23 protein-coding genes are annotated in these 25,660 nt (G+C 68.2%); 14 read left to right on the top strand and 9 right to left on the bottom strand.

The window, feature by feature from the left end:
- Window positions 1–4: 4 nt before the first annotated feature.
- Window positions 5–838 carry an alpha/beta hydrolase gene (locus tag ASE31_RS28990; protein ID WP_082604417.1) on the top strand — a complete coding sequence of 278 codons (834 nt, stop codon included), beginning with the start codon at window positions 5–7 and terminating at the stop codon, window positions 836–838.
- A gap of 7 nt (window positions 839–845) precedes the next feature.
- Window positions 846–1,361, top strand: coding sequence for a GNAT family N-acetyltransferase (locus ASE31_RS28995; RefSeq protein ID WP_057206423.1), 516 nt, complete (start codon window positions 846–848; stop codon window positions 1,359–1,361).
- A gap of 10 nt (window positions 1,362–1,371) precedes the next feature.
- On the opposite strand, the gene ASE31_RS29000 is transcribed toward ASE31_RS28995, so the two are convergent.
- Complete coding sequence (locus ASE31_RS29000) at window positions 1,372–2,862, bottom strand: M20 family peptidase (RefSeq protein WP_057206425.1); 1,491 nt, start codon at window positions 2,860–2,862, stop codon at window positions 1,372–1,374.
- Between the two features lie 111 nt (window positions 2,863–2,973).
- Between ASE31_RS29000 and ASE31_RS29005 the strand changes: the two genes are divergently transcribed.
- Window positions 2,974–3,915, top strand: a complete 942-nt coding sequence (locus ASE31_RS29005) for a LysR family transcriptional regulator (protein ID WP_057206427.1) — start codon at window positions 2,974–2,976, stop codon at window positions 3,913–3,915.
- Between the two features lie 32 nt (window positions 3,916–3,947).
- Window positions 3,948–4,376: an N-acetyltransferase gene (locus ASE31_RS29010; RefSeq protein ID WP_057206430.1), complete on the top strand. Its 429-nt coding sequence runs from the start codon at window positions 3,948–3,950 to the stop codon at window positions 4,374–4,376.
- Between the two features lie 9 nt (window positions 4,377–4,385).
- On the opposite strand, the gene ASE31_RS29015 is transcribed toward ASE31_RS29010, so the two are convergent.
- Together ASE31_RS29015 and lgt are read right to left on the bottom strand one after the other, a co-directional pair.
- Window positions 4,386–5,438, bottom strand: a complete 1,053-nt coding sequence (locus ASE31_RS29015) for a serine hydrolase (protein ID WP_057206432.1) — start codon at window positions 5,436–5,438, stop codon at window positions 4,386–4,388.
- A gap of 17 nt (window positions 5,439–5,455) precedes the next feature.
- On the bottom strand, window positions 5,456–6,295 hold the full coding sequence (gene lgt, locus ASE31_RS29020) for a prolipoprotein diacylglyceryl transferase (protein WP_057206434.1): 840 nt from the start codon (window positions 6,293–6,295) through the stop codon (window positions 5,456–5,458).
- A 213-nt stretch (window positions 6,296–6,508) separates the two neighbouring features.
- On the opposite strand from lgt, the gene bfr reads away from it, so the two are divergent.
- Window positions 6,509–6,979: a bacterioferritin gene (gene bfr, locus ASE31_RS29025; RefSeq protein WP_057206436.1), complete on the top strand. Its 471-nt coding sequence runs from the start codon at window positions 6,509–6,511 to the stop codon at window positions 6,977–6,979.
- Window positions 6,980–7,073: 94 nt separating this feature from the next.
- Here the strand turns inward: bfr and ASE31_RS29030 are convergent, their stop codons facing one another.
- Window positions 7,074–8,351: a hypothetical protein gene (locus tag ASE31_RS29030; protein WP_057206438.1), complete on the bottom strand. Its 1,278-nt coding sequence runs from the start codon at window positions 8,349–8,351 to the stop codon at window positions 7,074–7,076.
- 288 nt (window positions 8,352–8,639) lie between these two features.
- Here ASE31_RS29030 and ASE31_RS29035 point away from each other — a divergent pair, with 288 nt between their 5' ends.
- Both ASE31_RS29035 and ASE31_RS29040 read left to right on the top strand, forming a co-directional pair.
- The gene (locus tag ASE31_RS29035; protein ID WP_057206517.1) at window positions 8,640–9,653 is read left to right on the top strand and encodes a GlxA family transcriptional regulator; all 1,014 of its coding nucleotides are present in this window, start codon (window positions 8,640–8,642) and stop codon (window positions 9,651–9,653) included.
- A 49-nt stretch (window positions 9,654–9,702) separates the two neighbouring features.
- Window positions 9,703–10,872: an MFS transporter gene (locus tag ASE31_RS29040; protein ID WP_057206440.1), complete on the top strand. Its 1,170-nt coding sequence runs from the start codon at window positions 9,703–9,705 to the stop codon at window positions 10,870–10,872.
- Here the strand turns inward: ASE31_RS29040 and ASE31_RS29045 are convergent.
- Window positions 10,869–11,831, bottom strand: a complete 963-nt coding sequence (locus tag ASE31_RS29045; RefSeq protein WP_057206442.1) for a LysR family transcriptional regulator — start codon at window positions 11,829–11,831, stop codon at window positions 10,869–10,871. The two genes, ASE31_RS29040 and ASE31_RS29045, sit on opposite strands and share 4 nt — an antisense overlap.
- A 143-nt stretch (window positions 11,832–11,974) precedes the next feature.
- On the opposite strand from ASE31_RS29045, the gene ilvD reads away from it, so the two are divergent.
- The gene (gene ilvD / locus ASE31_RS29050; protein WP_057206444.1) at window positions 11,975–13,681 is read left to right on the top strand and encodes a dihydroxy-acid dehydratase; all 1,707 of its coding nucleotides are present in this window, start codon (window positions 11,975–11,977) and stop codon (window positions 13,679–13,681) included.
- Between the two features lie 145 nt (window positions 13,682–13,826).
- Here the strand turns inward: ilvD and ASE31_RS29055 are convergent, their stop codons facing one another.
- Complete coding sequence (locus ASE31_RS29055; protein WP_057206446.1) at window positions 13,827–16,466, bottom strand: diguanylate cyclase domain-containing protein; 2,640 nt, start codon at window positions 16,464–16,466, stop codon at window positions 13,827–13,829.
- Between the two features lie 205 nt (window positions 16,467–16,671).
- On the opposite strand from ASE31_RS29055, the gene azu reads away from it, so the two are divergent.
- The 3 genes from azu to ASE31_RS29070 all read left to right on the top strand — a co-directional run bounded on the left by azu (window position 16,672) and on the right by ASE31_RS29070 (window position 18,916).
- Complete coding sequence (gene azu, locus ASE31_RS29060) at window positions 16,672–17,130, top strand: azurin (RefSeq protein WP_057206448.1); 459 nt, start codon at window positions 16,672–16,674, stop codon at window positions 17,128–17,130.
- A gap of 106 nt (window positions 17,131–17,236) precedes the next feature.
- Complete coding sequence (locus tag ASE31_RS29065; protein ID WP_157412700.1) at window positions 17,237–17,515, top strand: hypothetical protein; 279 nt, start codon at window positions 17,237–17,239, stop codon at window positions 17,513–17,515.
- 3 nt (window positions 17,516–17,518) lie between these two features.
- Window positions 17,519–18,916 (top strand): hypothetical protein, encoded by a 1,398-nt coding sequence (locus ASE31_RS29070; RefSeq protein WP_057206452.1) that lies wholly within the window; start codon window positions 17,519–17,521, stop codon window positions 18,914–18,916.
- Between the two features lie 117 nt (window positions 18,917–19,033).
- Here ASE31_RS29070 and ASE31_RS29075 read toward each other — a convergent pair whose 3' ends face one another.
- Complete coding sequence (locus ASE31_RS29075; RefSeq protein WP_057206454.1) at window positions 19,034–19,930, bottom strand: LysR family transcriptional regulator; 897 nt, start codon at window positions 19,928–19,930, stop codon at window positions 19,034–19,036.
- Window positions 19,931–20,034: 104 nt separating this feature from the next.
- Here ASE31_RS29075 and ASE31_RS29080 point away from each other — a divergent pair, with 104 nt between their 5' ends.
- Genes ASE31_RS29080 through ASE31_RS29090 form a run of 3 tightly spaced genes read left to right on the top strand, consistent with a single transcriptional unit; the run spans window position 20,035 to window position 23,894 of the window.
- Entirely contained in the window at window positions 20,035–21,744 is a 1,710-nt protein-coding gene (locus ASE31_RS29080; protein WP_057206456.1) for an acyl-CoA dehydrogenase family protein, read from the top strand.
- A 36-nt stretch (window positions 21,745–21,780) separates the two neighbouring features.
- Complete coding sequence (locus tag ASE31_RS29085) at window positions 21,781–22,755, top strand: tripartite tricarboxylate transporter substrate binding protein (RefSeq protein ID WP_057206458.1); 975 nt, start codon at window positions 21,781–21,783, stop codon at window positions 22,753–22,755.
- 8 nt (window positions 22,756–22,763) lie between these two features.
- Window positions 22,764–23,894, top strand: a complete 1,131-nt coding sequence (locus ASE31_RS29090) for a CaiB/BaiF CoA-transferase family protein (protein WP_057206460.1) — start codon at window positions 22,764–22,766, stop codon at window positions 23,892–23,894.
- A gap of 15 nt (window positions 23,895–23,909) precedes the next feature.
- On the opposite strand, the gene ASE31_RS29095 is transcribed toward ASE31_RS29090, so the two are convergent.
- Entirely contained in the window at window positions 23,910–24,947 is a 1,038-nt protein-coding gene (locus tag ASE31_RS29095; RefSeq protein WP_057206462.1) for an amino acid ABC transporter substrate-binding protein, read from the bottom strand.
- A 199-nt stretch (window positions 24,948–25,146) separates the two neighbouring features.
- Window positions 25,147–25,656, bottom strand: a complete 510-nt coding sequence (locus ASE31_RS29100) for a GNAT family N-acetyltransferase (protein WP_057206519.1) — start codon at window positions 25,654–25,656, stop codon at window positions 25,147–25,149.
- Window positions 25,657–25,660 lie beyond the last annotated feature (4 nt).

Raw genomic sequence — 25,660 nt, forward strand, 5'->3', positions numbered from 1 at the left:
CAGAATGCCAGGAAGAACGCACACCATTCTGCCCATGGACCGGCGCACCGCGCTGCTCGCCCTGGGCGCAGCCTCCGCTCTTGCCGCATGCGGCGGGGGCGGTTCGAGCGAGCCCCCGCCCGAGCCGGTCGGGCAGGTTTTCAGTTCCACGCTCAAGTCCGAGTCGAATGGGTACACCTACGCCATCCAGGTGTACGTGCCACAGTCGTACGCCACGGGCACCACCGCGCTACCCGTCATCTATGCGACCGAGGGGGATGCACTGTATGGCTCGGGCATCACACCCACGCGCTTTGACACCTTCAAGCAGGCGATGCAGACCCGAGGAACGCAGGCCATCCTGGTTGGAATCGGCGGCACCGTCATGCGCGGCACGGACTTCCTGCTGCCCGGCGCCACGCGCTACCTGGACTTCATCACCAAGGAGCTCGCGCCGGTGATCGAGCGCCAGTACCGCGCGGATCCCAAGCGCAGGGCGCTGTCCGGTTTGTCGCACGGCGGCTACTTCGTGATTGCGGCGCTGGTGACCGAGGGGATGGCTGGCGCGCTGAGCTTCTCGCACTACCTGTCGACCGAGGCCAGCTACGGCGGCCATGGCAGCACGGCGGCCTTCCTTGCCTACGAGAAACAGCTCGACGGCAAGCCACTGCCCGCCACCCTGTACCTGACCGGCGCGGGCACGGGCGCCAACAACGTCGGCATCATCAAGCCCCTGCACGAGCAGATGCGCGCGCAGAGCAATCCGGGATTCACGCTGGTGAATGCGGACTACAACGCCAGCCATGTGGGAACGGACCTGCCTGCCTTCGAGGACGCGCTCAAGCGCTTTTTCCCCTGACCACGGCATGGGCGCGACCGCTGTGCACATCGCCCTGGCAGAGCGCAGTGCGCACACTTCGCTGACCGACCTGCTCTGCGAACTGAATGCCTACTACGCCGATGCCGGCGTGGCCACGGCCCCGCGCGAGGCCGTGCACACACACCTACGCGACCACCTTCTCGCGCCCGGCTCGACTGTGCGTCTGGTAGTGGCCAGCGATGCGGCGGGCAAGGCCCTGGGCTTTGCAGCCATCGTTTTCCTGCACTCGCTGGTGGACCCAAGCCCCGGGCACCGGCTGCAGTGCATGGTCAAGGAGGTGTTTGTCAGCGCCAATGCACGGGGCAAGGGCATTGGCCGGCTGCTCATGGCCTGGGTGGCGCGGCACGCGGCCCAGGAGGGCTGCGGCCGCATGGACTGGAACGTGAAGGCCGGCAACCACGCGGGCATCGCCTTTTACGAAAGCCTGGGCGCGGTGCTGGTGGCCGACAGGCTGAGCTACCGGCTCACGCGCGAGGCGATGGACCGGCTGGCCTGCCCCTGAAAAGGTCGAATCAGGGCTTGGCGCCCGCCTGGCTCACCTGCCCGATCAGGCGGTGATAGAAGCGGATCGCGTCCGCATAGTTGGCGATCTCCAGGCGCTCGTTGGTGCCGTGAAAGCGCTTCAAGTCCTCCGAGTTCGCGCGCACGGGCGAGAACTTGAAGATGTGGTCGCTGATGGCGCCGTAGTGCTGCGAATCCGTGCCCGCCACCATCAGGCCCGGGGCCACCAGCACGTCGGGAAAGACCTCGCGGATGGTCTGGTTGAGCAGGCGGTACTGGGTGGAGTCGGTGGGCGCGACCTTGGAGGCGTCCACCGCGCCAGGCAGCGGGCTCAGCTCGTACTGCGCCGTGGGCGCGCTGATCTTGCTGCGCATGTGCTCCATCACCTGCTCCTTGGTATCGCCGGGCATGATGCGGAAGTTGACCGTGGCCTCGGCGCGGCCGGGCACCACGTTGTCGCGGTTGCCGGCGTTCACGATGGTCAGGGCCGTGGTGGTGCGCAGCATGGCGTTGGTGCTGGCGGCCCCTTCGAACTGCTTTTGCACCACGGGGCGGAACAGCCAGAGGTTGGACAGCACCACCCGGTTCACGCCACCCATCTCGGGCGCCAGCGTGTCGAACAGCTCGCCCGCCACGCCACGGATGCCGCCGGGCATCTGCTCTTCGTCCAGGCGGTTGAGGGCGTCGCTCATCATGGCGATGGCGCTGCTGCCCTTGTGCGGTGGCATGGACGAGTGGCCGGGCGTGCCCGACATCTTCATCACCACCGACATGTAGCCCTTCTCGGCCACGCCGATGACGGCGGCCGGCTTGGCCAGGCCGGGCATCACGCCGTCCAGGATCAACAGGCCTTCGTCGATCACGAAATCCAGGCTCACCTTGCGCTCCTGCAGCAATGCGGCGATCTTGGCCGCGCCGCGCAGGCCGCCCACTTCCTCGTCGGCACCGAAGGCCAGGTAGATGGTGCGCTGGGGCACAAAGCCGCTGGCCAGCAGCATCTCCACGGCTTCGAGCTGGCTCATGAGGTTGCCCTTGTCGTCCCAAGAGCCGCGGCCCCAGACGAAGCCGCCCTGGATGGCACCCGAGTACGGAGGCTGGGCCCAGTCGCCTTCGGTGCCGGGCGCCACGGGCACCACGTCCTGGTGGGCCATCAGCATCACCGGCGCGGCGTTGGCATCGCTGCCGGGCCAGGTGTAGAGCAGGCTCAAATCGCCCACCACCTCGCGCTTGAGCTTGGCGTGCACCAGCGGAAAGCGCTGCTGCAGCAAGGCATGGAACTGCAGGAACTGGCCGGCGCTGAAGTTGGCATCGTCTCGCGAGGACTCGGTGCGCAGGCGCACGGCCTCGGCCAGGCGGCCGGCCACGGCGGCATCGTCCACCGGCAGTTTGGCAATCGGCGCAACCTCCAGCTGGCGCGAGCCCTTGCGCGCTGTGTTGACGCCCAGGGCCACAGCCAGCAGCAACACCAGGGCCAGCAGCCCCAGCAGGAGTTTCTTGATCATGTACGTCAGCGCTTTCTAGGATTCGGTGGGCGGGCGAGAGGGTTGCATGCTAAGCCGGTAACGAAATGTTCGTCCAATGCATAATTCAAGTCGTTTCGTTCGATTTTCCGCATGAGCACCACCATCGCCCAGTTGCGCCATTTCATTGCCCTGGCCGACAGCGGCAGCTTCACCCGCGCGGCTGACAGCACGCGGCGCTCGCAGGCCGCCTTCAGCCGCAGCATCGCCATGCTGGAAGCCCACCTGGGCGCGGCACTGGTCGAGCGCAGCGGCCAGCGCAATGCGCTCACACCCATCGGCCGCACCGTGCTCGAGCATGCGCGCCAGGTGGTGGCCCAGGCCGACGAGTTGCACCAGGTGGTGCGCCACCATGTCAGCGGCGAAGCGGGCTCCGTGCGCCTGGGGATGACTGCCACGCCCCATGCCCTGCTGGGCCACCGCCTGCTGCGCATGGCGGCCGGGCATGCAGGCCACATGCGCCTGCAACTGAGCGGCGGGCCCCAGACGCAACAGATACAGGCCCTGCGCGACCGCGCGCTGGATGCGCTGGTGATGGACCTGCGCTCCCTCCCCGGCGCCCATGCCGACCTGGAAGTGCACACACTGGCCGAGCTGCCCACCGGGGTTCTGGTGCGGCCCGGCCACCCCCTGGCGCAACGGCACCCCGTGCGATTTGCCGACCTCACGGAATTTGCCGTGGCCTGCACCGGCATGAGCGCGGCGATGGGACGGCTGCTGGTGCAGCGCCTGGGCCTGCAGGCCCACCCCGACACACTGATCACCCTGGGCAGCGAATCGGTGGCCGACCTGCTGGACGTGGTCAGCCACACGGATGCCGTCTACCTGGGCATCGTGGCCCCGGCAGCGCCCTTGCTGGCGCAAGGCCAGTTGGTGGCGCTGGACATACCGACACAGGGGCTGCAATCGCACATCGCCTGGGTGCAGCGCGTGGCGCGCGCGCCCAACCCGGTGCTGGACGGCATACGCGGGCAGGTGCAGGCCTGGCTGGGGGAGGCAGGTTCCATAGAGCAAGCGGCCGACCTGCCGGCATAATCGCCGCCCCATCCAGCCCGCCCCCTGCATCCATGGCCTATTCCTTCACCTTCGCTCCACCCTCCCCCGAAGACCTGCAGGCGGGAACGCTCGGCAAACACCTGCGCGAATTCAACTACCGCACCGTGGGCGAATACCCGCAGGCGCAGCCGGTACGGCTGGACGTGCGCGACCCGGACGGCCGGCTGGTGGCGGGCATCCGCTCCTATGTGTTCGTCTCCTGGCTGCAGACCGATGTGCTGTGGGTGGCCGAGGACCAGCGCGGCCAGGGCCTGGGCGCACGCCTGCTGGGCATGGCCGAAGCCCAGGGCAAGACACTGGGTGCAAAAAACGCCAAGCTCGAAACCTTCGAGTGGCAGGCACGGGCTTTTTACCTCAAGCAGGGCTACGCCGAGTACGCGCGCATCGACGACTATATCCAGGGCCAGTACCTGGCGCTGATGCGCAAGCCGCTGGCATGAGCCAAAGCGCTATCCCAACAGGGAAGACCTGAACACCGGGTGCTCCACCGGCAGCACCTGCTGCGCCAGCGGCACCGCGAGGGCCATGCCCCGGTCGCTGTTGGTCAGCAGCACGAAGCCATCGCCCGAGCCGGGAGAGACCATGGCGAAGTTGCGAAAGCCCGGGTTGTTGCCCCACTGCCAGAGCATGGGGCCGGCCGGGGTGCGCTCTATGCCCCAGCCATAGCCCCACTCCAGCCCCAGCGCCTTGTCGGCCACCACGGGGGCGGACATGGCCAGCGCCAGCAACCGCTCATCGGCCACGACGGCGGCCAACAGGCGCGCATAGTCTCCCGCCGTGGTGTACAGCGAAGCGGCAGCCACGGGCACGCCCCAGCGCATGCCGCTGGCGGCGTCGCCATGGGCATGCACGGCCCGGCCTTCCAAGGCGGCGTTCCAGACCAGGCTGGAATCGCGCATGCCCAGGGGGGCAAACACCTCAGCGTCCATCCACTGCGCGATGGGCGTGCCGGTGACGGCCTCCATCACGGTCTGCAGCAGCACATAGCCTTCGCCCGAATAGCGCCAGCGCTGGCCGGGCTCGAAGGCGGGGGCCAGCGTGCCGCCGGTCCAGTTGGGCAGGCCCGAGGTGTGGTTGAGCAAGGCGGCCACCGGGATGCGGGCCAGCATGCTGGCGGGCACGGTGTCGCTGGCATCGCCGGGTTTGCGCCGCAGCACATGCTGGTAGTGCACATAGCCTTGCGGCAGATAGTGCGAGACGGGCGCCTGGAGGTCCAGTTGGCCCGCGAGAGCCAGGCGCAGAGCGCCATAGGCGACGACGGGCTTGGTCAGCGAGGCCGCCTGGAACACCGCGTCGGGTGCGGCACCACAGGTGCCTGCCACCACGGTCTCCTGCACACGGCCCGCCTGCAGCGTGGCATGCGCCGCTGCGCACACGCCCAGGCTGGCAGCCACCCCGGCCACCGGCTGGTGTCGGTAGCGCGTGAGGTCCGTGGCGCACGATGCCAGCAGCGGTGACGCGGCAGCGCTGGCCAAAAGGAGCCGGCGGCGGGTGACGGTCATCGACACCGCGCGGCAGGTCAGGGCTTGGGCGTGGTGAGCGCAGGCGTGCCGCCCTCGCGCTTGGCGGCCCACAGCCACATCAAAATGCCGGCCACGATCATGGGCACGCACAGCCACTGGCCCATGCTCATGCCCAGCGAGAGGATGCCCAGGTGCGCATCGGGCTCACGGAAGTATTCGGCGATGAAGCGGAAAGCCCCGTAGCCGATCAGGAAGACGGCGGCCACCTGGCCCTCACGGCGCTGGCGCCGGGCATACAGCCACAGCAGCACGAACAGCAGCAGCCCTTCCAGCAGAAACTGGTAGACCTGTGAAGGGTGGCGCGGCAGCATGGAGCCGCTTTGCGGGAACACCATGCCCCAGGGCAGGTCAGGGCTGGCAAAGCGGCCCCAGAGTTCGCCATTGATGAAGTTGCCGACGCGGCCCGCCGCCAGGCCCGTGGGCACGCAGGGCGCTACGAAGTCGGCCACCTGCAGCCAGGGGCGCTTGCGCGAGTGGGCAAACCACAGCATGGAGACGATCACGCCCAGCAGCCCGCCATGGAAGGCCATGCCGCCCTGCCACACGTAGAAGATCTCCAGCGGGTGGCTCAGGTAATAGCCGGGCTTGTAGAACAGGCAGTAGCCCACCCGCCCGCCGATCACCACGCCGGCCACGCCGAGAAAGAGGATGTCCTCCACGTCCTTGCGCGTCCACGCGCCCGGGCCGGTAATGGAGGCGAACGGCTGGTGCCGCAGCCGGGCGATGCCCAGCAGCATGAACAGCCCGAAGGCCGCCAGGTAGGTCAGGCCATACCAGTGGATGGCCAACGGGCCCACTTGCAGGGCGATGGGGTCGATTTGGGGGTAGGTCAGCATTTGGGCGGTATTGTGCCCGCGCGCTGTGGCAGTTGGCAGCCGGCAGCCCCGCGAGGTGTGGGGGCAGCGCCCAGGAGGCTGTGAGCGCACCGGGCGCACCCCCGATGAGAACGCTTCTGATCCCTGTACGCATGCAGAGCGCGCAGAGGGGGACATTCCCCCCAAACGCCTTCGTCCGCGCGATACTCCTTACCAAAATTCAAGGATAAAAACATGCAGGGAAACCCACAGGTCGTCGACTACTTCAAGGATCTGCTGCGCGGCGAACTGGCCGCGCGCGACCAGTATTTCGCGCATTCGCGGATCTATGAAGACCAGGGCTTCATCAAGCTCTACACCCGCCTCGACCACGAGATGCAGGAAGAAACCCAGCACGCCGACGCGCTGCTGCGCCGCATCCTCTTCCTGGGCGGCCGCCCAGACATGCGGCCCAAGGAGTTCACTCCCGGCGAAACCGTGCCCGAAATGCTGCGCAAGGACCTGGCCACCGAGTACGAAGTGCGCGCCGCCCTGCAAAACGGCATGGCGCTGTGCGAGAGCGTTGGCGACTATGTGAGCCGCGACCTGCTGCTGACCCAGCTGCGCGACACCGAGGAAGACCACGCCTACTGGCTCGAAAAGCAGATCGGCCTGATCGACAAGATCGGCCTGCAGAACTACCTGCAGTCACAAACCTCCGCCTGAGCGAGCCCCCCCAAGGTACTCGCGCGCCTGTCGCCGGGCTCAGGCGGGGGGAACGCCCGTACATCCGGTCCCAACGGCCAGTTCTGGTGTCTACTCAATGCAGGCGTGGGCCTTCTTCGTCGTAGTAGTGTCGCGCCTCGTCCCACTCAGGCGCGGGTGGCGCAAAAAGCAGATCCCGGTCACCGGCATCGTGCAGCCCAGGGGCGTCTGCCGGGTCCAGCATCGCCACCATTTCCTGGGCAAAACTGCGCAAGGCAATGAACTCGCAGGAGATGCGCTGGAAGATGACCTCACTGACCCGGTAGGACCCCGGCCCAGAGTCCTCGGGGTCGTTGGAAATCTGCAGCGCCGTCACCCCGTCCATCAAGGCGATGGCGTGCACCCCGAGCGATGCGAAGTGGGACACCAGCACCTTCATGTCGACGCACACAAACAACTGAAAAGCCCCCTGCATGAACAGCACGGCATTTTCAGCAGTCATTGACAGGGTGAACGGCTGCATCGGCACCCAGGCCATTTCGGGCGCCACCTGTATCGACATCATCGATTTCGATGCCATGCCCTTGAGCGCATGCAGGCAACCCGGGTTGCCCTGGTAGTGGTCTGTGAGGATCGCCACGTAGCGCAGGCCATCTTCCGGAAAGACCTGCGCAATGCCCGATTCCATGGCCTGCTGCACACAGCCGTTCAGGTGCGCCGCATGCGCTGTCGCGTGGTGGATTTCCGGCGGCGGCGCATTGCGCGTGCTGCGGAAATCCGCCGGAAAACCGCCAGCCAGAAGCTGCATGGTGCGCCGCAGCTCTTCGTCCAGGAGCTTTCCTGGGCGACCGCGTTGCGCCAGCGATTTCAGCTCAACGGGCTGCGGTTCACTGCCCGCCAGAACACAGATATCGCCTTGCCCCACCATGTTCGTCACATCGGCCAACACAACGGGGATGCCCATGCCGGTGCCCAGCCTCAGGGCCCGGTACCGCCTGCGAAACGTTTCCTGCCGGGAGACGAGTCCCGCACGCTCCTTGGCCTGGGTTCGCTGCGCAAAATAGAAGTACCTGTGGCGTTGGGGCGGATGGTAGGTCGCCGCAATGCCATCGCCAAAGCAGCGGTACAAAAAGCGCAGATGCTCCAGCGCGTCACAGCGGCCCTGGATTTTCAGGACCAGCTCTTTCGTCTCGCGCGCTTTCTCTCCGATCAGCCGCTCTCTCACCAGACGCTGCTTGAGGCGAAGCCTGGCGTCCTGAAGGCGGTCATGGCTCAGCTTCGACCGGGCGATGCGCCGGATGAGCAATTGCTGAAGTTCCAGGACGAGATTCACCCGCCCTGGGTCGCCCTGGATGGTGCCGAGCAGCCGCGCGGCCTTCAGGAGCCACTGCATCTCTCGGGGAAACCTCAAGGGGAAAGGCATTCGCAGTCTCCTCAAAGCGTGCGATGGACAAGTTCAAATCTGTTGAGGACCCTTGGCTTGGCGGCCCATCCTGTCTGCAGGATAGCGCCCATGCGGCAGCGAACGCCAGCAAATTATCGCTTGTTGACAATGTGGCCCGGGCAGTGGTGGCTGGCGCCGCCTGACTGCGCTTTGTCCAGCCGGCGCACCTTGGCATTTGGCCAGATCTGTGGGCTCATTGTCATTGCGGCCAACCCCACGAACGCCGACACTGGGCGCATGCCCCACCCCACCCGCACCGTTGCCTGCCTGGTCTACCCCGGTGTGATGAGCCTGGACGTGGTCGGCCCGATGCAGGTCTTCGGCTCGGCCAATGCCGAGCGCACCGGCCATGGCCTGCCGCCAGCCTATGCGCTGCGCCTGCTGGCGGGCGCGCCGGGGCCCGTCACCACTTCGGCCGGTTTTGCGCTGGTGGCCGATGGCAGCTGGGCCGATACCGACCCCGCAGGCCTGGACACCGTGCTGGTGGCAGGCGGCGATGGTGTGGCCGACCAGTTGGGCCACACCGGCATGCTGCAGTGGCTGCGCCATGCCGAGCCCCAGGTGCGCCGCCTGGGCTCGGTCTGCTCGGGCGCCCTGCTGCTGGCCCAGGCCGGCCTGCTCGATGGCCTGCGCGCCACCACGCACTGGTGCCGCATGGAAAGCATGCGCCAAAACTACCCCGCCGTGCAGGTGGACGAGGACTGCCTGCACACCTACGACGCGGCCCACCCCGTGTACAGCCACCTGTTCACCTCGGCCGGCGTCACGGCCGGCATCGACCTGGCCCTGGCGCTGGTGGAGGCAGACCTGGGCCGCCCCATGGCCCTGGCCGTGGCACGCCGGTTGGTGATGTTCATGCGCCGCCCGGGCGGGCAGGCGCAGTTCAGCGCGCTGCTGGCGCCCGAGACGCGGCATGCACCCCGGCTGGCGGCCCTGCTTGAATGGATTCCCTCGCAACTGGGCGGCGACCTGTCGCTCGACGCCCTCGCCGGGCAGGCCTGCATGCCGCCGCGCACGCTCACGCGCGTGTTCCAGCGCGAACTGGGCACCACGCCGGGCCGCTATGTGGAGCGCGTGCGGGTGGAGGCCGCCTCCACCCTGCTCGCGCAGGCCCAGGCATCGGTCTGCACCGTGGCCCGGCTGTGCGGCTTCGAGCACCCCGAAAACCTGCGCCGCAGTTTTCACAAGCACCGCGCGGTGAGCCCGCAGGCGTATGCGCAGCGCTTTGGCGCCGGTGCCTTGCTGGACTGACCACTTTTCCCCCGCGCCAGACACGGCGCACCACCGAAAGCCTCTATCCATGCTGCTGTTGCGCAATGCCTCCGTTCGCCTGCTGTTCGCCGGCCAGGCCCTGTATTGGGGCTGCTCCATCATCGGCATCACGCTGACCTCCATTGTCGGCGCGCGGCTGGCGCCCTGGCCGGCGCTGGCCACCTTTCCGCTGGCACTGCTGGTGCTGGGCAACCTGCTGTCGGTGCAACCGCTGTCGCTGTTCATGCAGCGCCACGGCCGGCGTGCCGGGCTGCAGGCCGGCGCGCTGTGCGGTGTGGCGGGCGGCCTCATCAGCATGGCGGGGGTGCAGTGGGGCAGCTTTGCCGTCTTCTGCGCGGGCACGCTGGCCATCGGCGCCTACCAGGCATCGTCGGGCTACTACACCTATGCCGCGCTGGAGGCGGTGGACGCGCAGCAGAAAGGCCGGGCCGCCGCCTGCGTGGTGGCGGGTGGCCTGTGTGCGGCCGTTTTCGCCCCACCGCTGGCGCTGTGGTCGCGCAACCTGCTGGCCACGCCGCTGGCCGGCGCGTACCTGGCGATTGCCGTGCTGGCCGCGCTGGGCTGGGCGGTGATGGCGCGGTTGCGCGAGGGCGTGGCGCCCAAGCCAGCCGCGGGCGGCATGGCCGCCATGCGCGCCCTGCTCGCCCGCCCCGGCCTGCGCGCGGCGGTGGTGATGACGGCCATCGGCCACGGCCTGATGATCCTGGTGATGAACGCCACGCCGCTGGCGATGGAGGTCTGCGGCTTCTCGGCTGCATCCGCCGCGCAAGTCATCCAGTGGCATGTGATTGGCATGTTCGCACCCGCGCTGTTTTCGGGTGCGCTGGTGGACCGCTTCGGCAGCCGCCGAGTGGCTACCGTAGGCGCCCTGTGCCTGGCGGCCAGCGCGGTGGTGGCGCTGTCGGGCCTGTCGTTCACCGAGTTTCTGGCCAGCTCCTTCCTGCTGGGCACGGGCTGGAACCTGATGGTGATATCGGGCACCACGCTGCTTGCCGAAAGCCATGCGCCCGAGGAGCGCGGCCAGGCCCAGGCACTCATGCAGCTGGCCAACGGCATCGTGGCGGCGATGATGTCCTTTGCCTCGGGCGCGCTGTTGACTGGCGTGGGCTGGACCGCCATCAACGCGGTGGCGCTGCCGCTGCTGGCCATTGTGGCGGGGCTGCTGTTCGTGCGCGGCCGCGCTGCGGCAGTTGCTTAACCGGCAGCCGAGCGCTCGCGCACGAAGTCGATGAAGCGAGCCAGCGCCGGGTTGTTCAGCCCGGCGGGCCAGACCAGGCTGGTCTCGCACACCGGAAGGGGACCGGGCACCGCTTTCACGGCCTTGGTCCGCGCCTTGCCCGGAGCAGGCCCGAACGCATCGGCCGCGCGGTACACCACCCCCTCGCGGCGGAACTGGGTCACGCTCTCGGGCACCCAGGCCACGCCCAGGCCACCCCACACCAGGTTGACGATGGTCTGCATCTGGATCGCCTCCTGCGCCACCACGGGCACGCGGCCAGCCGCGTGGTACAGCGCAAAGATCGCGTCGTGCAGCGAGGGCACGATGCGGCGCGGAAAGATCACCAGCGGCTCGGCCAGCACCTGCGCCAGGTCCAGGCGCGGCACACCGGCCAGCAGGTGGCTTGCGGGCAGCGCCAGCACCAGGGGTTCTTCGGCCACCGCCAGGCGCGCCAGTTCGGGCGGGGCCGCGCCGGGCGAATGCAGCACCAGCCCGCCATCGAGCTCGCCGCGCGCGAACAGCGCGCGCTGCACGTCGCCCGTGGCTTCCACCAGCTCCAGCGCCACCTGCGGGCACAGCACGCGAAAATCGCGCACCCACTCGGGCAGCCGCTCGAAGCCGATGGTGGAGACAAACGCCAGCCGCACCCGCCCCACCTCGCCCGCCGCTGCGGCGCGCGCCCGCACCGGCAGCGCCTGCGCGCGCTCCAGAAAGTCGCGCACGTCGGGCAGCAGCGCCTCGCCCGCCGGCGTCAGCGCCACACGGCGGCGCGTGCGGTCGAACAGCATCACACCCAGCGTGCGCTCCATCTGCGCAATCGCCTGGGTCAGCGGCGGCTGCGTCATGTGCAGGCGCAGCGCGGCCCGGCCAAAGTGCAGTTCCTCGGCCACGGCGACGAACTGGCGCCAGGCGCGCACATCGATGAATGTCTCTTTCATATGTTTTATATATTAATGGAGCAGATGAAAGGGATTGGAAACGCAGCGGCAAACCTCGCATACTTGCAACCCGAAAGCATGGGACACGTGGAACGCTGCGCTGTCCTCCCCACAACAACGACTCCCCCACCAGGAAACACGCCATGGCAGACAGCAAGACCATCCCGATCCAGCCCATCAACCGCCGCAGCGCCAACATCACGCAAGGCAAGTCGCGTGCGCCCAACCGCTCCATGTACTACGCCATGGGCTACGAGGAAGGCGACTTCGTCAAGCCCATGGTCGGCGTGGCCAACGGCCACAGCACCATCACCCCCTGCAACAGCGGCCTGCAGAAGCTGGCCGACGCGGCCATCGCCGGCATCGAGGAAGCCGGCGGCAACGCCCAGGTGTTCGGCACGCCCACCATCTCGGACGGCATGGCCATGGGCACCGAAGGCATGAAGTACAGCCTGGTCAGCCGCGAGGTGATCAGCGACTGCATCGAGACCTGCGTGGGCGGCCAGTGGATGGACGGCGTGCTGGTGGTCGGCGGCTGCGACAAGAACATGCCCGGCGGCCTGATGGGCATGCTGCGCGCCAACGTGCCGGCCATCTACGTGTACGGCGGCACCATCCTGCCTGGCCGCTACCAGGACAAGGACCTGAACATCGTGAGCGTGTTCGAGGCCGTGGGCGAGAACGCCGCCGGCAAGCTCAGCGACTTTGACCTCAAGGAGATCGAAAAGCGCGCCATCCCCGGCACCGGCTCGTGCGGCGGCATGTACACCGCCAACACCATGTCCAGCGCCTTCGAGGCCCTGGGCATCAGCCTGCCGTATTCGTCCACCATGGCCAACCCGCACGACGAGAAGATGAACTCGGCCAAGGAATCGGCCAAGGTGCTGATCGAGGCCATCAAGATGGACCTCAAGCCCCGCGACATCGTGACCAAGAAGGCCATCGAGAACGCCGTGGCCGTGATCATGGCCACCGGCGGCTCCACCAACGCCGTGCTGCACTTCCTGGCCATCGCCCACACGGCCGGCGTGGAATGGAGCATCGACGACTTCGAGCGCATTCGCAAGCAGACCCCCGTGCTGTGCGACCTGAAGCCCAGCGGCAAGTACCTGGCCGTCGACCTGCACCGCGCAGGCGGCATTCCGCAAGTGATGAAGGTGCTGCTCAACGCCGGCCTGCTGCACGGCGACTGCATCACCATCAGCGGCAAGACCATTGCCGAAGTGCTCAAGGACGTGCCCGATGTGCCCCGTGCCGACCAGGACGTGATCCGCGGCATCGACAAGCCCATGTACGCCCAGGGCCACCTGGCCATCTTGAAGGGCAACCTCAGCCCCGAAGGCGCCGTGGCCAAGATCACCGGCCTGAAGAACCCCGTCATCACCGGCCCCGCCCGCGTGTTCGACGACGAGCAGTCCGCCCTCGAAGCCATCCTGGCCGGCAAGATCGTTGCCGGCGACGTGATGGTGCTGCGCTACCTGGGCCCCAAGGGCGGCCCCGGCATGCCCGAAATGCTGGCCCCCACCGGCGCGTTGATCGGCGCCGGCCTGGGCGAAAGCGTGGGCCTCATCACCGACGGCCGCTTCTCCGGCGGCACCTGGGGCATGGTGGTCGGCCACGTGGCGCCTGAAGCGGCGGCAGGCGGCACGATTGCCTTTGTCAACGAAGGCGACAGCATCACCATCGACGCGCGCCAGCTGCTGCTGGAGCTGAACGTGAGCGAAGAAGAAATCGCCAAGCGCCGCGCCGCCTGGACGGCTCCCGCCCCGCGCTACACCCGCGGCGTCCAGGCCAAGTTCGCCTTCAACGCATCGAGCGCCAGCAAGGGCGCGGTGCTGGACGCGTATTGAGGAACGGCAACAGGATGGTGCAGGTCTTGAGGGGCGGGTAGCCCCCCAGCATCGCCCATCCCCACAATATGAACGCCTGCAGCTTCGCTGTGGGCGTTTTGCTTTTTACGACCCCTGATTCGGGCCGATTGAATGCAGCCCCGTATCAGACGGTGCTATTGACCGCCTGCGGTCCCTGCGCCAGCTGCACGCGGTGCTTGCCTGAGCGCTTGGCCTGCAGCATGGCGGCGTCGGCCTCTGCCAGCAGCTCCTGTGCGTCGAGCCGGCCCCGTGACAGCGCGACACCGATGCTCATGCCGACCTGCACGGGTGCCTGCGAGGCCAGCAGTTGTACGGGCTGGCACGCGGCCTGCATCAGGCGATCGAGCACGGCACGCCATTCGTCCCCGGCCACGGGGGTGAGGACCAGCACGAACTCATCGCCGCCGATACGCGCCGCCGTGTCCGATGCTCGGACGCTGCTGCGCACGCGCCCGGCCAGCTCGACCAGGAGCTGGTCGCCTGCCTCGTGCCCCAATTGGTCGTTCACGGCCTTGAAGCCGTCCAAGTCGGCAAAGCAGACCGCGACCCCATGGCCGGCGCGCTGTGCCGCAGCCAAGGCCTGGCGCAGGCGGTCCAGCAGCAGCAGGCGGTTGGGCAGCTGCGTGAGCGCGTCGTGGAAGGCCACGTGGGTGATCTGCTCATGCGCCCGCTTGGCGGCAGAGATGTCCACCGCCATCCAGAAGGTCTCGCGGTCCGACAGGCGCACGCCACTCAGGTCCACCCAGATGGCGTCGCCGCTCTTGTGCTGCAGGCGCACATCGGTGCGAAAGTTCTGGCCCCGGTCCAGCCGCAGCGCCGCGGCATTCTCCACGTTGCAGTGGTCCTGGCCATGGGCATACAGGTCCTGCACCTGGGCACCGTCGAGCTCGCCGGGCGCATGGCCCAGCATGCGTTCCATCGCGGCGTTCTTCCAGGTGATGGTGCGGTCGCGCAGCTTGACCATGCCCACGAGGTCGCTGTTGAGCATGGCCGACTGGTCGTGCAGCAGGGTCTGCACCTGCTGCAGCGCCTGGTGCTGCGCCGTCACGTCGATCGCCACGGTGCGGCTCATCAGGAAGTTGCCCTGGGCATCGCGCACGGCCGTGGCGTTGATGCGCACGAAGCGGCGTTCAGCGCCCGGTGGTGCCAGCTCGACCTCGATCTCCGGCGCCTGCTCCTGCAGGGTCAGCACGATGAAGTGGTCATGGAATCGCAGGCGGCTCGCCCCCTGCAGCAGATCGCTGAAGCGGGTGTGGGACTCCAGGGGCGTGCCGCCCAGCCACTGCTGCAGGGTGGCGTTGATGTGCACGACACAGCCCTCGGCATCGAGCGAGAAATACCCGCAGGGTGCGTGGTCGTACAGGTCGCGGATGCGCGCGCCGGATTCTTCCAGGCTTTGCAGCAGGCGCTGCCTGTCGGTGATGTCGCGGGCGGAGCCGAAGATCAGCAACTGCCCGTCGATGTCCACCGCATGCCAGTGCAGGTCGACGTCGATGACCTGGCCGTCCGCCCGCCGGTGCTGCACCTCCACGCGCTGGCGGTCACCGTCACGCACCTTGACCAGCCAGGCGCGGATGGCCGCCTCGTTCTGGTTGGCGTCCCAGCTGGAGACATGCCGGCCCTGCAGCCCCTCCCGGGAGGATCGGTGCATCTGCGCGAACGAATCGCTCATCTCGACCAGGTGCCCCTGGCGGTCGAGGATGTGGATGCCGTCACCGGCCACGCGCAGCAGGATCTGCGTGCGCCGGCTCTGCGCCTCCAGGGCGCGCAGGGTGCCCAGCTCGCGCAGTCCCAGGCGGTAGACCACGAAGGCGGCGGCGCAGCTCAGCAGCCACATGAGGCCGGCCAGCAGAGAGAGCATGCGCGCCTCCTGGGCCAGGGGCTGGAAGAAATGCTGGTTATTGAGCCCCGCAAAGACGATGAATGGCCAGCCCTGCACCTCCCGGTAGGCAACCGTCCGCTCGACCCCATCGGCCGCAGAGATGGCCGCGTAGACACCCGAGGCCGGGCTGCTCGCCAGGGCCGCCCGCAGCTCATCGGAGACCTGGGTCGATCCAACCTCGACACGAACCTCGTTCCCGGGCGACATCCAGGCCACGAAACGCAGATCCCGCATCCTGAGCGTGATGGCGTCGCGCTCACCCAGCTCGTAGCGGTGGAACAGCTGCGCAAAGTGGTCCACCCGAATGGTTGCGTACAGTATCCCCGCGAACTGGCCATTCAAGGCCAGGGGGCGCGCGATGACGATCACCCAGTTGCCCGAGATCTGCGAAACCACGGGCCTGGAGACAATGGGATCACCCGAAGTGGCCTGCCGGGCCTGCTGGAAGAAGGCGCGGTGCGAGATGTCGGCCACCGGCGCCCCGGCCTCCAGGTTGCCCCACCGCACCGACCCCTTCTCATCCGCCAGGCGAAAGCCCTCGGCGCCCACGAGCAGGCTGAGCCGCTCATCGAGCAGCCGCTGGATGTCTTCGTCCGCCGCACCGGAGCCAAACCCGCTGCGCAAAAGGTCGTCCAGCGTCATCCTCAGCACGGCATCGATGAGCCCCAGTTCGGAACCCACGTTGGCCCCGGTGACGGCCACCAGGCTTTCCGCCGTGGTGCGGGCCCGTTCTTCATGGTTCTGCCGCGACGAAGACAACACCCACAGGACCAGACCGCACAGCAGTGCCGCGAACAAGGCATTGGCCCCGATCAGCAGCGTGCCCAGCCTGCGGCCAGGGCGCTCGGCGCGCAGGGACAGCGGTGCGGAACTCTCGGGCATGGGCAATGCTAGCCGAAGCCTTGGTGCAGGGCCACCGGGCCCGCCCCTGGCCCGGATGGATGCGTGGTGCCGTTGCGCCAGTGTCCTCTGATGCAGGTCAACAGCGCTGTCGGCCATCGGTGGTCCACTCACAGGCAGCCTGCCCCCCCTGCCCTCCAGAGGCTCTCGGGAACGCAGTTTCTTTTTACCGACGGAGAAATGACAGATGACGATCAAGATGAAAAACGCCGCAGCCATGCTGCTGACCACCCTGCTCGCCGGCCCCGCGCTGGCAGCTGCCTGCGACGTGGAGATCGAGGCCAACGATGCCATGCAGTTCAACAAGTCCAGCATCGCCGTTCCCGCCAGCTGCAAGCAGTTCACCGTGAAGCTCAAGCATGTGGGCAAGCTGCCCAAGGCAGCCATGGGCCACAACTGGGTGCTGAGCAAGGCCGCCGACATGCAGGGCGTGGCTGCCGATGGCATGGCAGCCGGCGTGGACAAGGCCTATGTCAAGTCCGGCGATGCCCGCGTGATCGCGCACACCAAGGTCATCGGCGGCGGCGAAGCCGATGCGGTGGCCTTTGACGTGGCCAAACTCAAGGCGGGCGAGGCCTACGCCTGGTTCTGCTCCTTCCCCGGGCATTCGAGCCTGATGAAGGGCACGCTGGCGCTGGCCAAGTGACGGTGACACGGTAGGGCGGATGCCGCAGGCCGGGCATCCGGTGCAGCTTTCTGGCACGATCGGCGGGATACCACCCGCACGCAACCCAGAGAAGGCCCGGATCCGCATGAGCATCGTCGTTTATTGGCAAGAAGCACCGGGAGTGGCCGCCATGCAGGCGTTTGACCCCCATGAGCTGGCGCCCGCCCTGCAGTTCTGCGAGGCCCGGCGCAAGGCTGGCAAACGCCATGTGAGCCTTTCGACGGAGCTGGCCGAGAGCGTGGGCCGGCCTGGCGTGAACACGGTAGAAGCCCGGCTGCTGCCCGACGGCACGCCGTACGACTGGACCAAGACCCACCGGGGTGCCGGCCCGGACATGCCGGTGGGCGGCAACGGCGGCGCCTGATTCGTGCCCCTGCTGCCCCACCCTCCCTTGCTCGAACAGGTGCTGCGCACGGTCATGCGCCGCTACCGCCTGCCCGCAACACCGGCAGCCTGCGCGCAACGGCTGGAGACCAGCCCCGCCACCGCGCTGGCCATGGCCATCGACCAGGCGGGCAGCGCTGCGCAGCATGCACAGGCGCCCGATGCAGCCACCCAGCGCCTGTTCACCGGCTCGCTGGCGCGCCTGATCGGGGATGCCATGCGCGCGGACAGCGGCGATGCCGCCTACCAGGCCATGGTGCTTGCGCACCATGCGCCCCCGGTGCGCGAGGCCATGGCACTGCAAGCCCATGCCGAGAAGGACGAGCGCGAGCTGCGCAGCATCGTCAACGCCGTCGCGCATCCCGCCAAACTCCCGCATTGCACCGCAGGCCCCCAACGCGAGGCGCTGGCGCAGCTGTATGCAGCCCACGCCTCGGCGCAGTGGGATGCGCTTGCAGCCGCCGCCCAGCGGCTGCTCACCATGCCGCAGCTGGCTGGCGAGGCGCGATTGCAGCGCGACCTGGCACGGCTGCTGGGCGGTGCAGCGCTCGCCCGCATGCAGCGCGCCACGGTGATCGCCGCCGACCCGCTGGTGCAGCAATACCAGGCCCTGCGCGACCAGCATGGCCCCCGCTCGGGCAGCCCCGCCGCCGTCGCGAAAGGTCAGGCCGCGCAGCAGCGTGGCGCAGCGGTGGAGGTATTGGCGGCGCAGGCGCTCGAAACGCTGGCGCAGCGGCTCAATGCAGCCGAAGGTGCGGCCGAGGGAAGGGCAGGCGAATGGCGCGTGGTGACGTCGATGCGGGTGCCGTCCACACTACCGGGCAGCGCAGAGCGCGCCAAGAGCGAATGGGATGCGGTGCTGCTGCGGCAGGCGGCAGCGCCCGCCGGTGCGCCAGAGCCCGCCTGGGATGTGTGCCTGCTGGTCGAAGCCAAGGCCTCCATCGACGCGGCCACCACGGATTTTCCGCGCCTGCTGCGCGGCCTGGGCCTGCTCGCCCAGGCGGACCCGAAGGCTGCCTACACTTTCAGCACGCACCAGGGCCCGGTGCTGCTGCGCGGCGCTGCGCTGGGTGCCCTGGGCACGGGCAACGCCGAGTTGCCCGGCACCGTGCTCTACTGCTGTGACGCACCGGCCGAGGTGGCGCCGCACTTGCTGAGCGCCGCCAGCCGCATGCAATTGCTGTCTGCACCCGAGAGTCTGGCCTTTGCCAGTGCATGCGCCCAAGGCCGGCTGGCGGATGCGCGGGATCTCGAACCGGTCTGGCAGCGGCTGCTGGAGTCCCCCCAGTGGGAGTCCGTGCTCCACCAGTACCCGGCGATGCGCCGTGTGCGGGAGTTGGTGGTGCATGTGGCGGACCTGTCCGCCGCCGTCGACCCCTGATACGGATTTGCCTTCAACCGTCTAACGTCGTTGGTTCGCCTTGCCGTGCTATAGCACTGTCTGCGGCTTCCCGCCTAGCTATACGATTGAATGCAAATCCGTAGGACGCAAACTGCATCAGGGCGCCTGGCGCGTGCCCACGAAGCGCTCCAGCTCATCGAGCAATTGCACCACCAGCACGTTGCGCGTTGCCGCATGCCAGACCCCGTAGGCTTCGGACTGCTTGCCCGAGTCTTCGAGCGGGCGGAACACGGCGCCCGGCAACGCGCAATGCCGCATGGCATCGGGCACCAGCGCCACCCCCATGCCTTGCGAGACCAGCGAGACCACGGCCAGCCAGTGCCGTACCTCCAGTCGCACTTCGGGGTAGAAGCCTGCATCGGCGCAGATCGACAGGATGCGCGCGTGGTAGTCGGGTGAGGCATTGCGGGAGAACAGCACGAAGGACTGGCCCTGCAGGCTGGCCACCGCCAGCCGGCGCTTTCTGGCCAGGGGATGGCCCGCAGGCAGGCATGCCACGAAGGGCTCGGACACCAGCAACCGGCAGTCGAGTTCGGCGGGCACGCGGTGCGTGTGGGCAAAGCCAATGTCCAGGCGGTCATGCAGCAACTCGGCCATCTGCTCGGCCGAGTTGAGCTCGGTCAGCGTGACCCGCACGGCAGGGTGGGCCGCCTGGAAGCGCACCAGCGCCTGCGGCAGGCCACGGTAGAGCATGGAGCCGACAAAGCCGATGCGCAGCCGGCCGGCAGACCCCTGTGCCACCTGGCGCGCCTCGGTGGCAGCCTCCTGGGCCGCCTGCAAAAGGCTCAGCGCCGAGGCCTGCAGCGCCTGGCCCGCCGACGTGAGGCGCACCGCCTTGCTGCTGCGCTCGAACAGCTGCGCGCCCACCGACTCCTCCAGCTGGCGTATGGCCACGCTCAGCGGCGGCTGGGAGATGGCAAGGCGCCGGGCGGCCCGGCCGAAGTGCAGTTCCTCGGCCAGGACAACGAAGTACCGCAGGTGGCGCAGTTCCATGGCGAACCCTTCAACGATATTCAAATCGGAATGAACAAGACCTAATCAATATTAGACAAGAATTATTCACCGGCCAAGAATCGCGGCAAAGGAGACAACACGCCATGCCCACCGACTCTTCGCCATCCGACGAGGCCTGCAGCCATCCCGTGCCCGACCGCCATGGCGCCAGCCTCTATGACAGCGACACCGAGCTGCACCGGCTGCTCTCGCTCTACCTGCCGGCCGACCTGCTGGCGCACATGCGCCCGCACTTCGAACGGCTGGGGGCCCTGGCGGGCGGCGTGCTGGACGAGCTGGCCGGCACCGCCGACAGGAACCCACCCACCCTCTCGCTGCGCACCCGCACGGGCATCGACGCGCAGAGGGTGCACAAGCACCCGGCCTATGTGCAGATGGAGCGGCTGGCGTTCAGCGAGTTCGGCCTGGCCGCAATGTCGCACCGCCAGGAAACGCTGGGCTGGAAGGGCAGCATGCCGCCCCTGGTCAAGTACGTGATGACCTACCTCTTCGTGCAGGCCGAGTTCGGCCTGTGCTGCCCGGTGTCGATGACCGATTCGCTGGCGCGCACCCTGAAGAAGTTCGGCAGCCCCGAACTGGTCGCACGCTTCATGCCGCGCCTGCAGAACCTGGACTTCGACAGCGTGGCCCAGGGTGCCATGTTCATGACCGAGCAGGCGGCTGGTTCGGACATCGCAGCCACGCAGACGCGCGCCTGGCTCGACGACCAGGGCCAATGGCGCCTCACCGGCGACAAGTGGTTCTGCTCCAACCCCGATGCCGACTTTGCGATGGTGCTGGCGCGCTGCGATGGCGGCACCCCGGGGTTGAAGGGCGTCTCGCTGTTCCTGCTGCCCCGGCTGCTCGATGGCGGGGCGCCCAACCACTACCGCATCCTGCGGCTCAAGGACAAGCTGGGCACGCGATCCATGGCCAGCGGCGAGATCCGGCTCGAAGGGGCCGTGGCCTACCTGGTGGGCGAGCAGGGCCGGGGCTTCGTGCAGATGGCCGACATGGTGAACAACTCGCGCCTGTCCAACGGCGTGCGCGCAGCGGGGCTGATGCGCCGCGCCGTGGCAGAGGCCGAGCACATCGCCCGCGAACGCCGGGCCTTTGGCAAGCGCCTGCAGGACATGCCCCTGATGCAGCGCCAGTTGCAAAAGCTGGTGCTGCCCGCCGAACAGGCCCGCAGCATGGTGTTCCAGACCGCCCAGGCGCTGGCCCGCTCCGACGCGGGCGAGGCGGCGGCCTACCCGCTGCTGCGCATCCTGACGCCGCTCATCAAGTTCCGCGCCTGCCGCGACGCACGCAAGGTGACCGGCGACGCCATGGAAGTGCGCGGCGGCTGCGGCTACATCGAGGAGTGGAGCGACCCCCGCCTGGTGCGTGACGCGCACCTGGGCTCGATATGGGAGGGCACCAGCAACATCGTGGCCCTGGACGTGGTCCGCGCGGTGAATCGCGAAGGCTCGCTGCCCGTGCTGCAGGCCCATTGCGAGGCGCTGCTGGACGACACGGCCATCGCGCCGGGCTTTGCCGCCGCACTGCGCAGTGCGCTCGCGCGCGCCGCATCGCTGGCCCTGCTGGCCGCTGCAGAGGGCGGCGACCCGCTCGCTCGCCAGGCCGCATCGGCGCTCTACCACGTCACCAGCGCCATCGCGATGGCCTGGGAGGGCGCGCGCGGCGGCTCCGCGCAGCGCATCGAGTGGGCGCAGCTGGTGCTGCTGCACCGCGTGCTGCCGCGCGACCCACTGGTCCCGGCACGCATACCGCTGGAATGGACCGGCGGTGCCACGAACGCCGTGCCGGCCTGAGCCCTTGCCCCCCACACAACAACCCGGAGACAAACCATGCGACTTCTCACCACCCTCGTGCTCGCCACTGCGGCCGCACTGCCGCTGATGCCACATGCGCATGCAGACACCTTTCCGGACCGCCCGGTCACACTGGTGATCCCCTTCCCGCCCGGTGGCCCCACCGATGCCATGGCGCGCACACTGGCGGCCGAGATGAAGGACCGGCTGGGCCAGCCCATGGTGGTGGAAAACCGTGCCGGAGCCGGTGGCAACATCGGTGCCGAGTACGTGGCGCGCTCAGCGCCCGATGGCCAGACCCTGCTGTTTGGCACCTCGGGCCCGCTGGCCATCAACGCCAGCCTGTACCGCAAGATCGGCTACGACCCGGTGAAGAGTTTCGCGCCGGTGATCCAGGTCGGCCATCTGCCGAACATCCTGGTGGTGAACCCCTCGGTGCCCGCCAAGACCGTGAAGGAGCTGATCACCTACGCCAAGGCCTCGCCCGGCAAGCTGAGCTATGCCTCCTCGGGCAACGGGGCCTCGTCGCACCTGGCGGGGGTGCTGTTCAACGCCTCGGCCGGCGTGGACCTGCAGCACATCCCCTACAAGGGCACGGGGCCGGCCTTGACCGACCTGCTCGGCGGGCAGGTGACCATGAGCTTCACCGATGTGCTGACCGCACTGCCCTACGTCAAGAGCGGCAAGCTGCGCGCCCTGGGCGTCACCACGGCAGAACGTTCGCAGGCATTGCCCGAGGTGCCCACCGTCGCCGAGCAAGGGGTGCCGGGCTATGACGTGAGCGTGTTCTTCGGCATCGTGGCGCCGGCGGGCACGCCGCCCGAGCGCATCGCCAAGCTCAACAAGGCTTTCGTCGACGTGCTGAACACCGCCAAGGTCAAGCAGCTGCTGGCCTCCCAGGGGCTGGAGCCCGCCCCCTCGCCCAAACCCGAGCAACTGGGCAAATTCATCGAAGCGCAGGTGGGCAAGTGGGCGGGCGTGGTCAAGCAGTCCGGCGCGCAACTCGACTGAGGCCCGCCATGAACACCTCCGATTCACGCCCCCAGGGCGCGCTGGCCGGCATCCGCGTGCTGGACATCTCGCGCATCCTCGGCGGCCCCTACTGCGGCCAGATCCTGGGCGACCATGGCGCCGACGTGCTCAAGGTGGAACCCCCACAGGGCGACGACACCCGCACCTGGGGCCCGCCCTTCAAGGACGGGGTGGCCTCGTACTACCACGGGCTCAATCGCAACAAGCGCAGCATGCACCTGGACCTGGGCAGCACGCAGGGCCGCGAGGCTCTGCTGGCGCTGGTGGCCGAGGCCGATGTGCTGATCGAGAACTTCAAAACCGGCACGATGGAGCGCTGGGGCATGGGCTACGGGGAGCTGTCACGGCGCTTCCCGCGCCTGGTGTGGTGCCGCGTCACGGGTTTCGGGTCCGATGGCCCGCTCGGGGCCCTGCCCGGCTACGACGCTGCGGTGCAGGCCATGGCAGGCATCATGAGCATCAATGGCGAGGCCGAAGGAGGCCCGCTGCGCGTGGGCCTGCCCGTGGTGGACATGGTGACCGGCCTGAACGCCGTGATCGGCGTGCTGCTGGCCCTGCAGGAGCGCCAGCGCAGCGGCCGGGGGCAGTTCGTCGAGGCGGCGCTGTACGACAGCGGCCTCTCGCTGCTGCACCCGCACGCGGCCAACTGGTTCCTGGACGGCAATTCGCCCCGGCGCACGGGCAACGCGCACCCGAACATCTACCCCTACGACACGCTGGCCACCGGCACGCAGCCGCTGTTCATCGCCGTGGGCAACGACCGCCAGTTCGCCAGCCTGTGCCGCTGCATTGGCGTGCCGCAGCTGGCGAGCGACGCCCGCTATGCCAGGGCCGGCGACCGCTCGGTGAACCGCGTGGCCCTGAAGGCCGCGTTGGAGGATGCGATGCAGGATTTCGACGGTGCCGCCCTGGTGGACACCCTGATGGCCGCCGGTGTGCCCGCCGCGCCGGTGCTGTCCGTCGATGCCGCGCTGTCGCATCCGCACACGGCGCACCGGGAGATGGTGGTGGATCTGCCTGGCGGCTACCGCGGCATCGGGGCGCCGGTGAAGCTCAGCCGCACACCGGCCACCTACCGCCATGCCCCGCTGACGCCAGGCACGGGCTTCGAGGGCTGATCGCCATCGGGATCCTCAGCGGATCGGGAAGGCGTACATCAGCCCGTTCTTGTTCCACTGGTTGTTCAGGCCGCGCTGCAGGCCCAGGGCCGACTTGGGGCCTACGTTGCGCTCGAAGATCTCACCGTAGTTGCCCGTGGTCTTGACGGCGCGGGCCAGCCAGTCGCGGTCCAGCCCCAGCAGCTTGCCAGTGTCTTCGGTGGTGCCCAGCAGGCGCTGCACCACGGGGTCGGTGCTGCCGGTCTTGAGCCGGTCGACCGAGGACTGGGTCACGCCATATTCCTCGGCCTCGATCAGGCCGTAGACCACCCACTTGACGATGGCAAACCACTCATCGTCGCCACGGCGCACCATGGGGCCCAGGGGCTCCTTGGAAATCAGCTCGGGCAGCACCACGTGCTCCGACGGGTCCTTGGCCTCCTTGTTGCGCACCGATGCGAGGCCGGAGGCGTCGGTGGTGTAGCCCACGCAGCGGCCCGCGAAGTAGGCGGCGGTGGCGGCCTCGACCTTTTCGAACACGGCAGGCTTGATGGCCAGGTTGTTGGCCTTCGAGTAATCGACGAGGTTCTTCTCGGTGGTGGTGCCCGATTGCACGCACACCGTCTGGCCCTTGAGCTGCTTCAAGCCCTTGATGCCGCTTTTCTTGAGCACCATCACGCCCTGGCCGTCGTAGTAGGTGACGGCCGTCTGGTGCAGGCCCATGGACGCATCGCGCGTCAATGAAAAAGTGGTGTTGCGCGAGAGCACGTCGATCTCGCCCGACTGCAGCGCCGTGAAGCGCTGCTGGGTGCTGAGCGGCACGAACTTGACCTTCTCGCCATCGCCCAGCACCGCCGCCGCCACTGCGCGGCAGATGTCCACATCGAGGCCCGACCACTTGCCCCCCGCATCGGCTACCGAAAAGCCGGCCAGCGCCGTGTTGACGCCGCAGACCACCAGGCCCCGGGCCTTGATGCCGTCCAGCGTCTTGCCGGCATGCGCGGACAAGGGTGCGGCACATGTGGCAACGAGGAACAGGCTGGCGACTGCGGTGCGCAGGGGGGAATGGGTCATGAAAGGCTTGCTCCTTGAAAATACGGCCGTGATGCACCCTGCGCACCGCCCGCCGTCACCTTGTGGGTGCGAGATTCTGGACGATACGTGCCGTGCAACCGCATCGGGGTTTACGAGGATGGAGGCGACAGGCTACACGGATTGCACCGCAGCATCTACAAGCAAACAGCTGCTTACAAAAGCCGGGGCCGCAGCCATATCAGAGCAGCTTCTTCTGCAGAAACTGCGCCTGCCCCATCGCTGGGTCCAGCGCATACGGCGCGAAGCCTTCGCGCAGGTACAGCGCCATGGCGCTGGTGTTGCCCGAGAGCACTTCGAGCGTGAGCTTGCAGGCACCGCGCTCGCGCGCGATGGACTCCACCAGCGCCAGCATGCGCTGCGCGATGCGCTGGCCGCGCCAGCCCGGTGCCACCACCACATCGTGCACGTTGACCAGGGGCTGGCAGGCAAAGGTGGAAAAGCCCTCGAAGCAGTTGACCAGACCCACGGGCACGGGCGGCGCGCCCTCTTGCTGTGCCCAGGCCAACACGCTGAAGGCCTGTGGGCGCTGCCGCAGTGCGGCGGGCAGGCCGTGCAGCACATGCGCGGCCAGCGGCTGGCCACCACCGGCTGCGTCGCGGGCGTAGCCGTCGAGCAACTGCACCAGCGCCTGGGCGTCGCCGGGATCGGCGTAGTCCACGCGGCGAACTTCAATCTGTGCGGGAGTCATGGTC

Origin of the sequence: Acidovorax sp. Root217, assembly GCF_001428645.1 — a bacterium.
Classification (GTDB): domain Bacteria; phylum Pseudomonadota; class Gammaproteobacteria; order Burkholderiales; family Burkholderiaceae_C; genus Acidovorax.

What these genes read in the sequence shown, in the direction of transcription:
- bfr (WP_057206436.1), top strand. Translation starts at nt 6,509, where the DNA reads ATGCAGGGAAACCCACAGGTCGTCGACTACTTCAAGGATCTGCTGCGC.
- ASE31_RS29040 (WP_057206440.1), top strand. Translation starts at nt 9,703, where the DNA reads ATGCTGCTGTTGCGCAATGCCTCCGTTCGCCTGCTGTTCGCCGGCCAG.
- ASE31_RS29045 (WP_057206442.1), bottom strand. Translation starts at nt 11,831, where the DNA reads ATGAAAGAGACATTCATCGATGTGCGCGCCTGGCGCCAGTTCGTCGCC.
- ASE31_RS29015 (WP_057206432.1), bottom strand. Translation starts at nt 5,438, where the DNA reads ATGACCGTCACCCGCCGCCGGCTCCTTTTGGCCAGCGCTGCCGCGTCA.
- ASE31_RS28990 (WP_082604417.1), top strand. Translation starts at nt 5, where the DNA reads ATGCCAGGAAGAACGCACACCATTCTGCCCATGGACCGGCGCACCGCG.
- ASE31_RS29095 (WP_057206462.1), bottom strand. Translation starts at nt 24,947, where the DNA reads ATGACCCATTCCCCCCTGCGCACCGCAGTCGCCAGCCTGTTCCTCGTT.
- ASE31_RS29055 (WP_057206446.1), bottom strand. Translation starts at nt 16,466, where the DNA reads ATGCCCGAGAGTTCCGCACCGCTGTCCCTGCGCGCCGAGCGCCCTGGC.
- ASE31_RS29100 (WP_057206519.1), bottom strand. Translation starts at nt 25,656, where the DNA reads ATGACTCCCGCACAGATTGAAGTTCGCCGCGTGGACTACGCCGATCCC.
- ASE31_RS29085 (WP_057206458.1), top strand. Translation starts at nt 21,781, where the DNA reads ATGCGACTTCTCACCACCCTCGTGCTCGCCACTGCGGCCGCACTGCCG.
- ASE31_RS29005 (WP_057206427.1), top strand. Translation starts at nt 2,974, where the DNA reads ATGAGCACCACCATCGCCCAGTTGCGCCATTTCATTGCCCTGGCCGAC.
- lgt (WP_057206434.1), bottom strand. Translation starts at nt 6,295, where the DNA reads ATGCTGACCTACCCCCAAATCGACCCCATCGCCCTGCAAGTGGGCCCG.
- ASE31_RS29030 (WP_057206438.1), bottom strand. Translation starts at nt 8,351, where the DNA reads ATGCAGTGGCTCCTGAAGGCCGCGCGGCTGCTCGGCACCATCCAGGGC.
- azu (WP_057206448.1), top strand. Translation starts at nt 16,672, where the DNA reads ATGACGATCAAGATGAAAAACGCCGCAGCCATGCTGCTGACCACCCTG.
- ilvD (WP_057206444.1), top strand. Translation starts at nt 11,975, where the DNA reads ATGGCAGACAGCAAGACCATCCCGATCCAGCCCATCAACCGCCGCAGC.
- ASE31_RS29000 (WP_057206425.1), bottom strand. Translation starts at nt 2,862, where the DNA reads ATGATCAAGAAACTCCTGCTGGGGCTGCTGGCCCTGGTGTTGCTGCTG.
- ASE31_RS29075 (WP_057206454.1), bottom strand. Translation starts at nt 19,930, where the DNA reads ATGGAACTGCGCCACCTGCGGTACTTCGTTGTCCTGGCCGAGGAACTG.
- ASE31_RS29090 (WP_057206460.1), top strand. Translation starts at nt 22,764, where the DNA reads ATGAACACCTCCGATTCACGCCCCCAGGGCGCGCTGGCCGGCATCCGC.
- ASE31_RS29080 (WP_057206456.1), top strand. Translation starts at nt 20,035, where the DNA reads ATGCCCACCGACTCTTCGCCATCCGACGAGGCCTGCAGCCATCCCGTG.
- ASE31_RS28995 (WP_057206423.1), top strand. Translation starts at nt 846, where the DNA reads ATGGGCGCGACCGCTGTGCACATCGCCCTGGCAGAGCGCAGTGCGCAC.
- ASE31_RS29010 (WP_057206430.1), top strand. Translation starts at nt 3,948, where the DNA reads ATGGCCTATTCCTTCACCTTCGCTCCACCCTCCCCCGAAGACCTGCAG.
- ASE31_RS29065 (WP_157412700.1), top strand. Translation starts at nt 17,237, where the DNA reads ATGAGCATCGTCGTTTATTGGCAAGAAGCACCGGGAGTGGCCGCCATG.
- ASE31_RS29035 (WP_057206517.1), top strand. Translation starts at nt 8,640, where the DNA reads ATGCCCCACCCCACCCGCACCGTTGCCTGCCTGGTCTACCCCGGTGTG.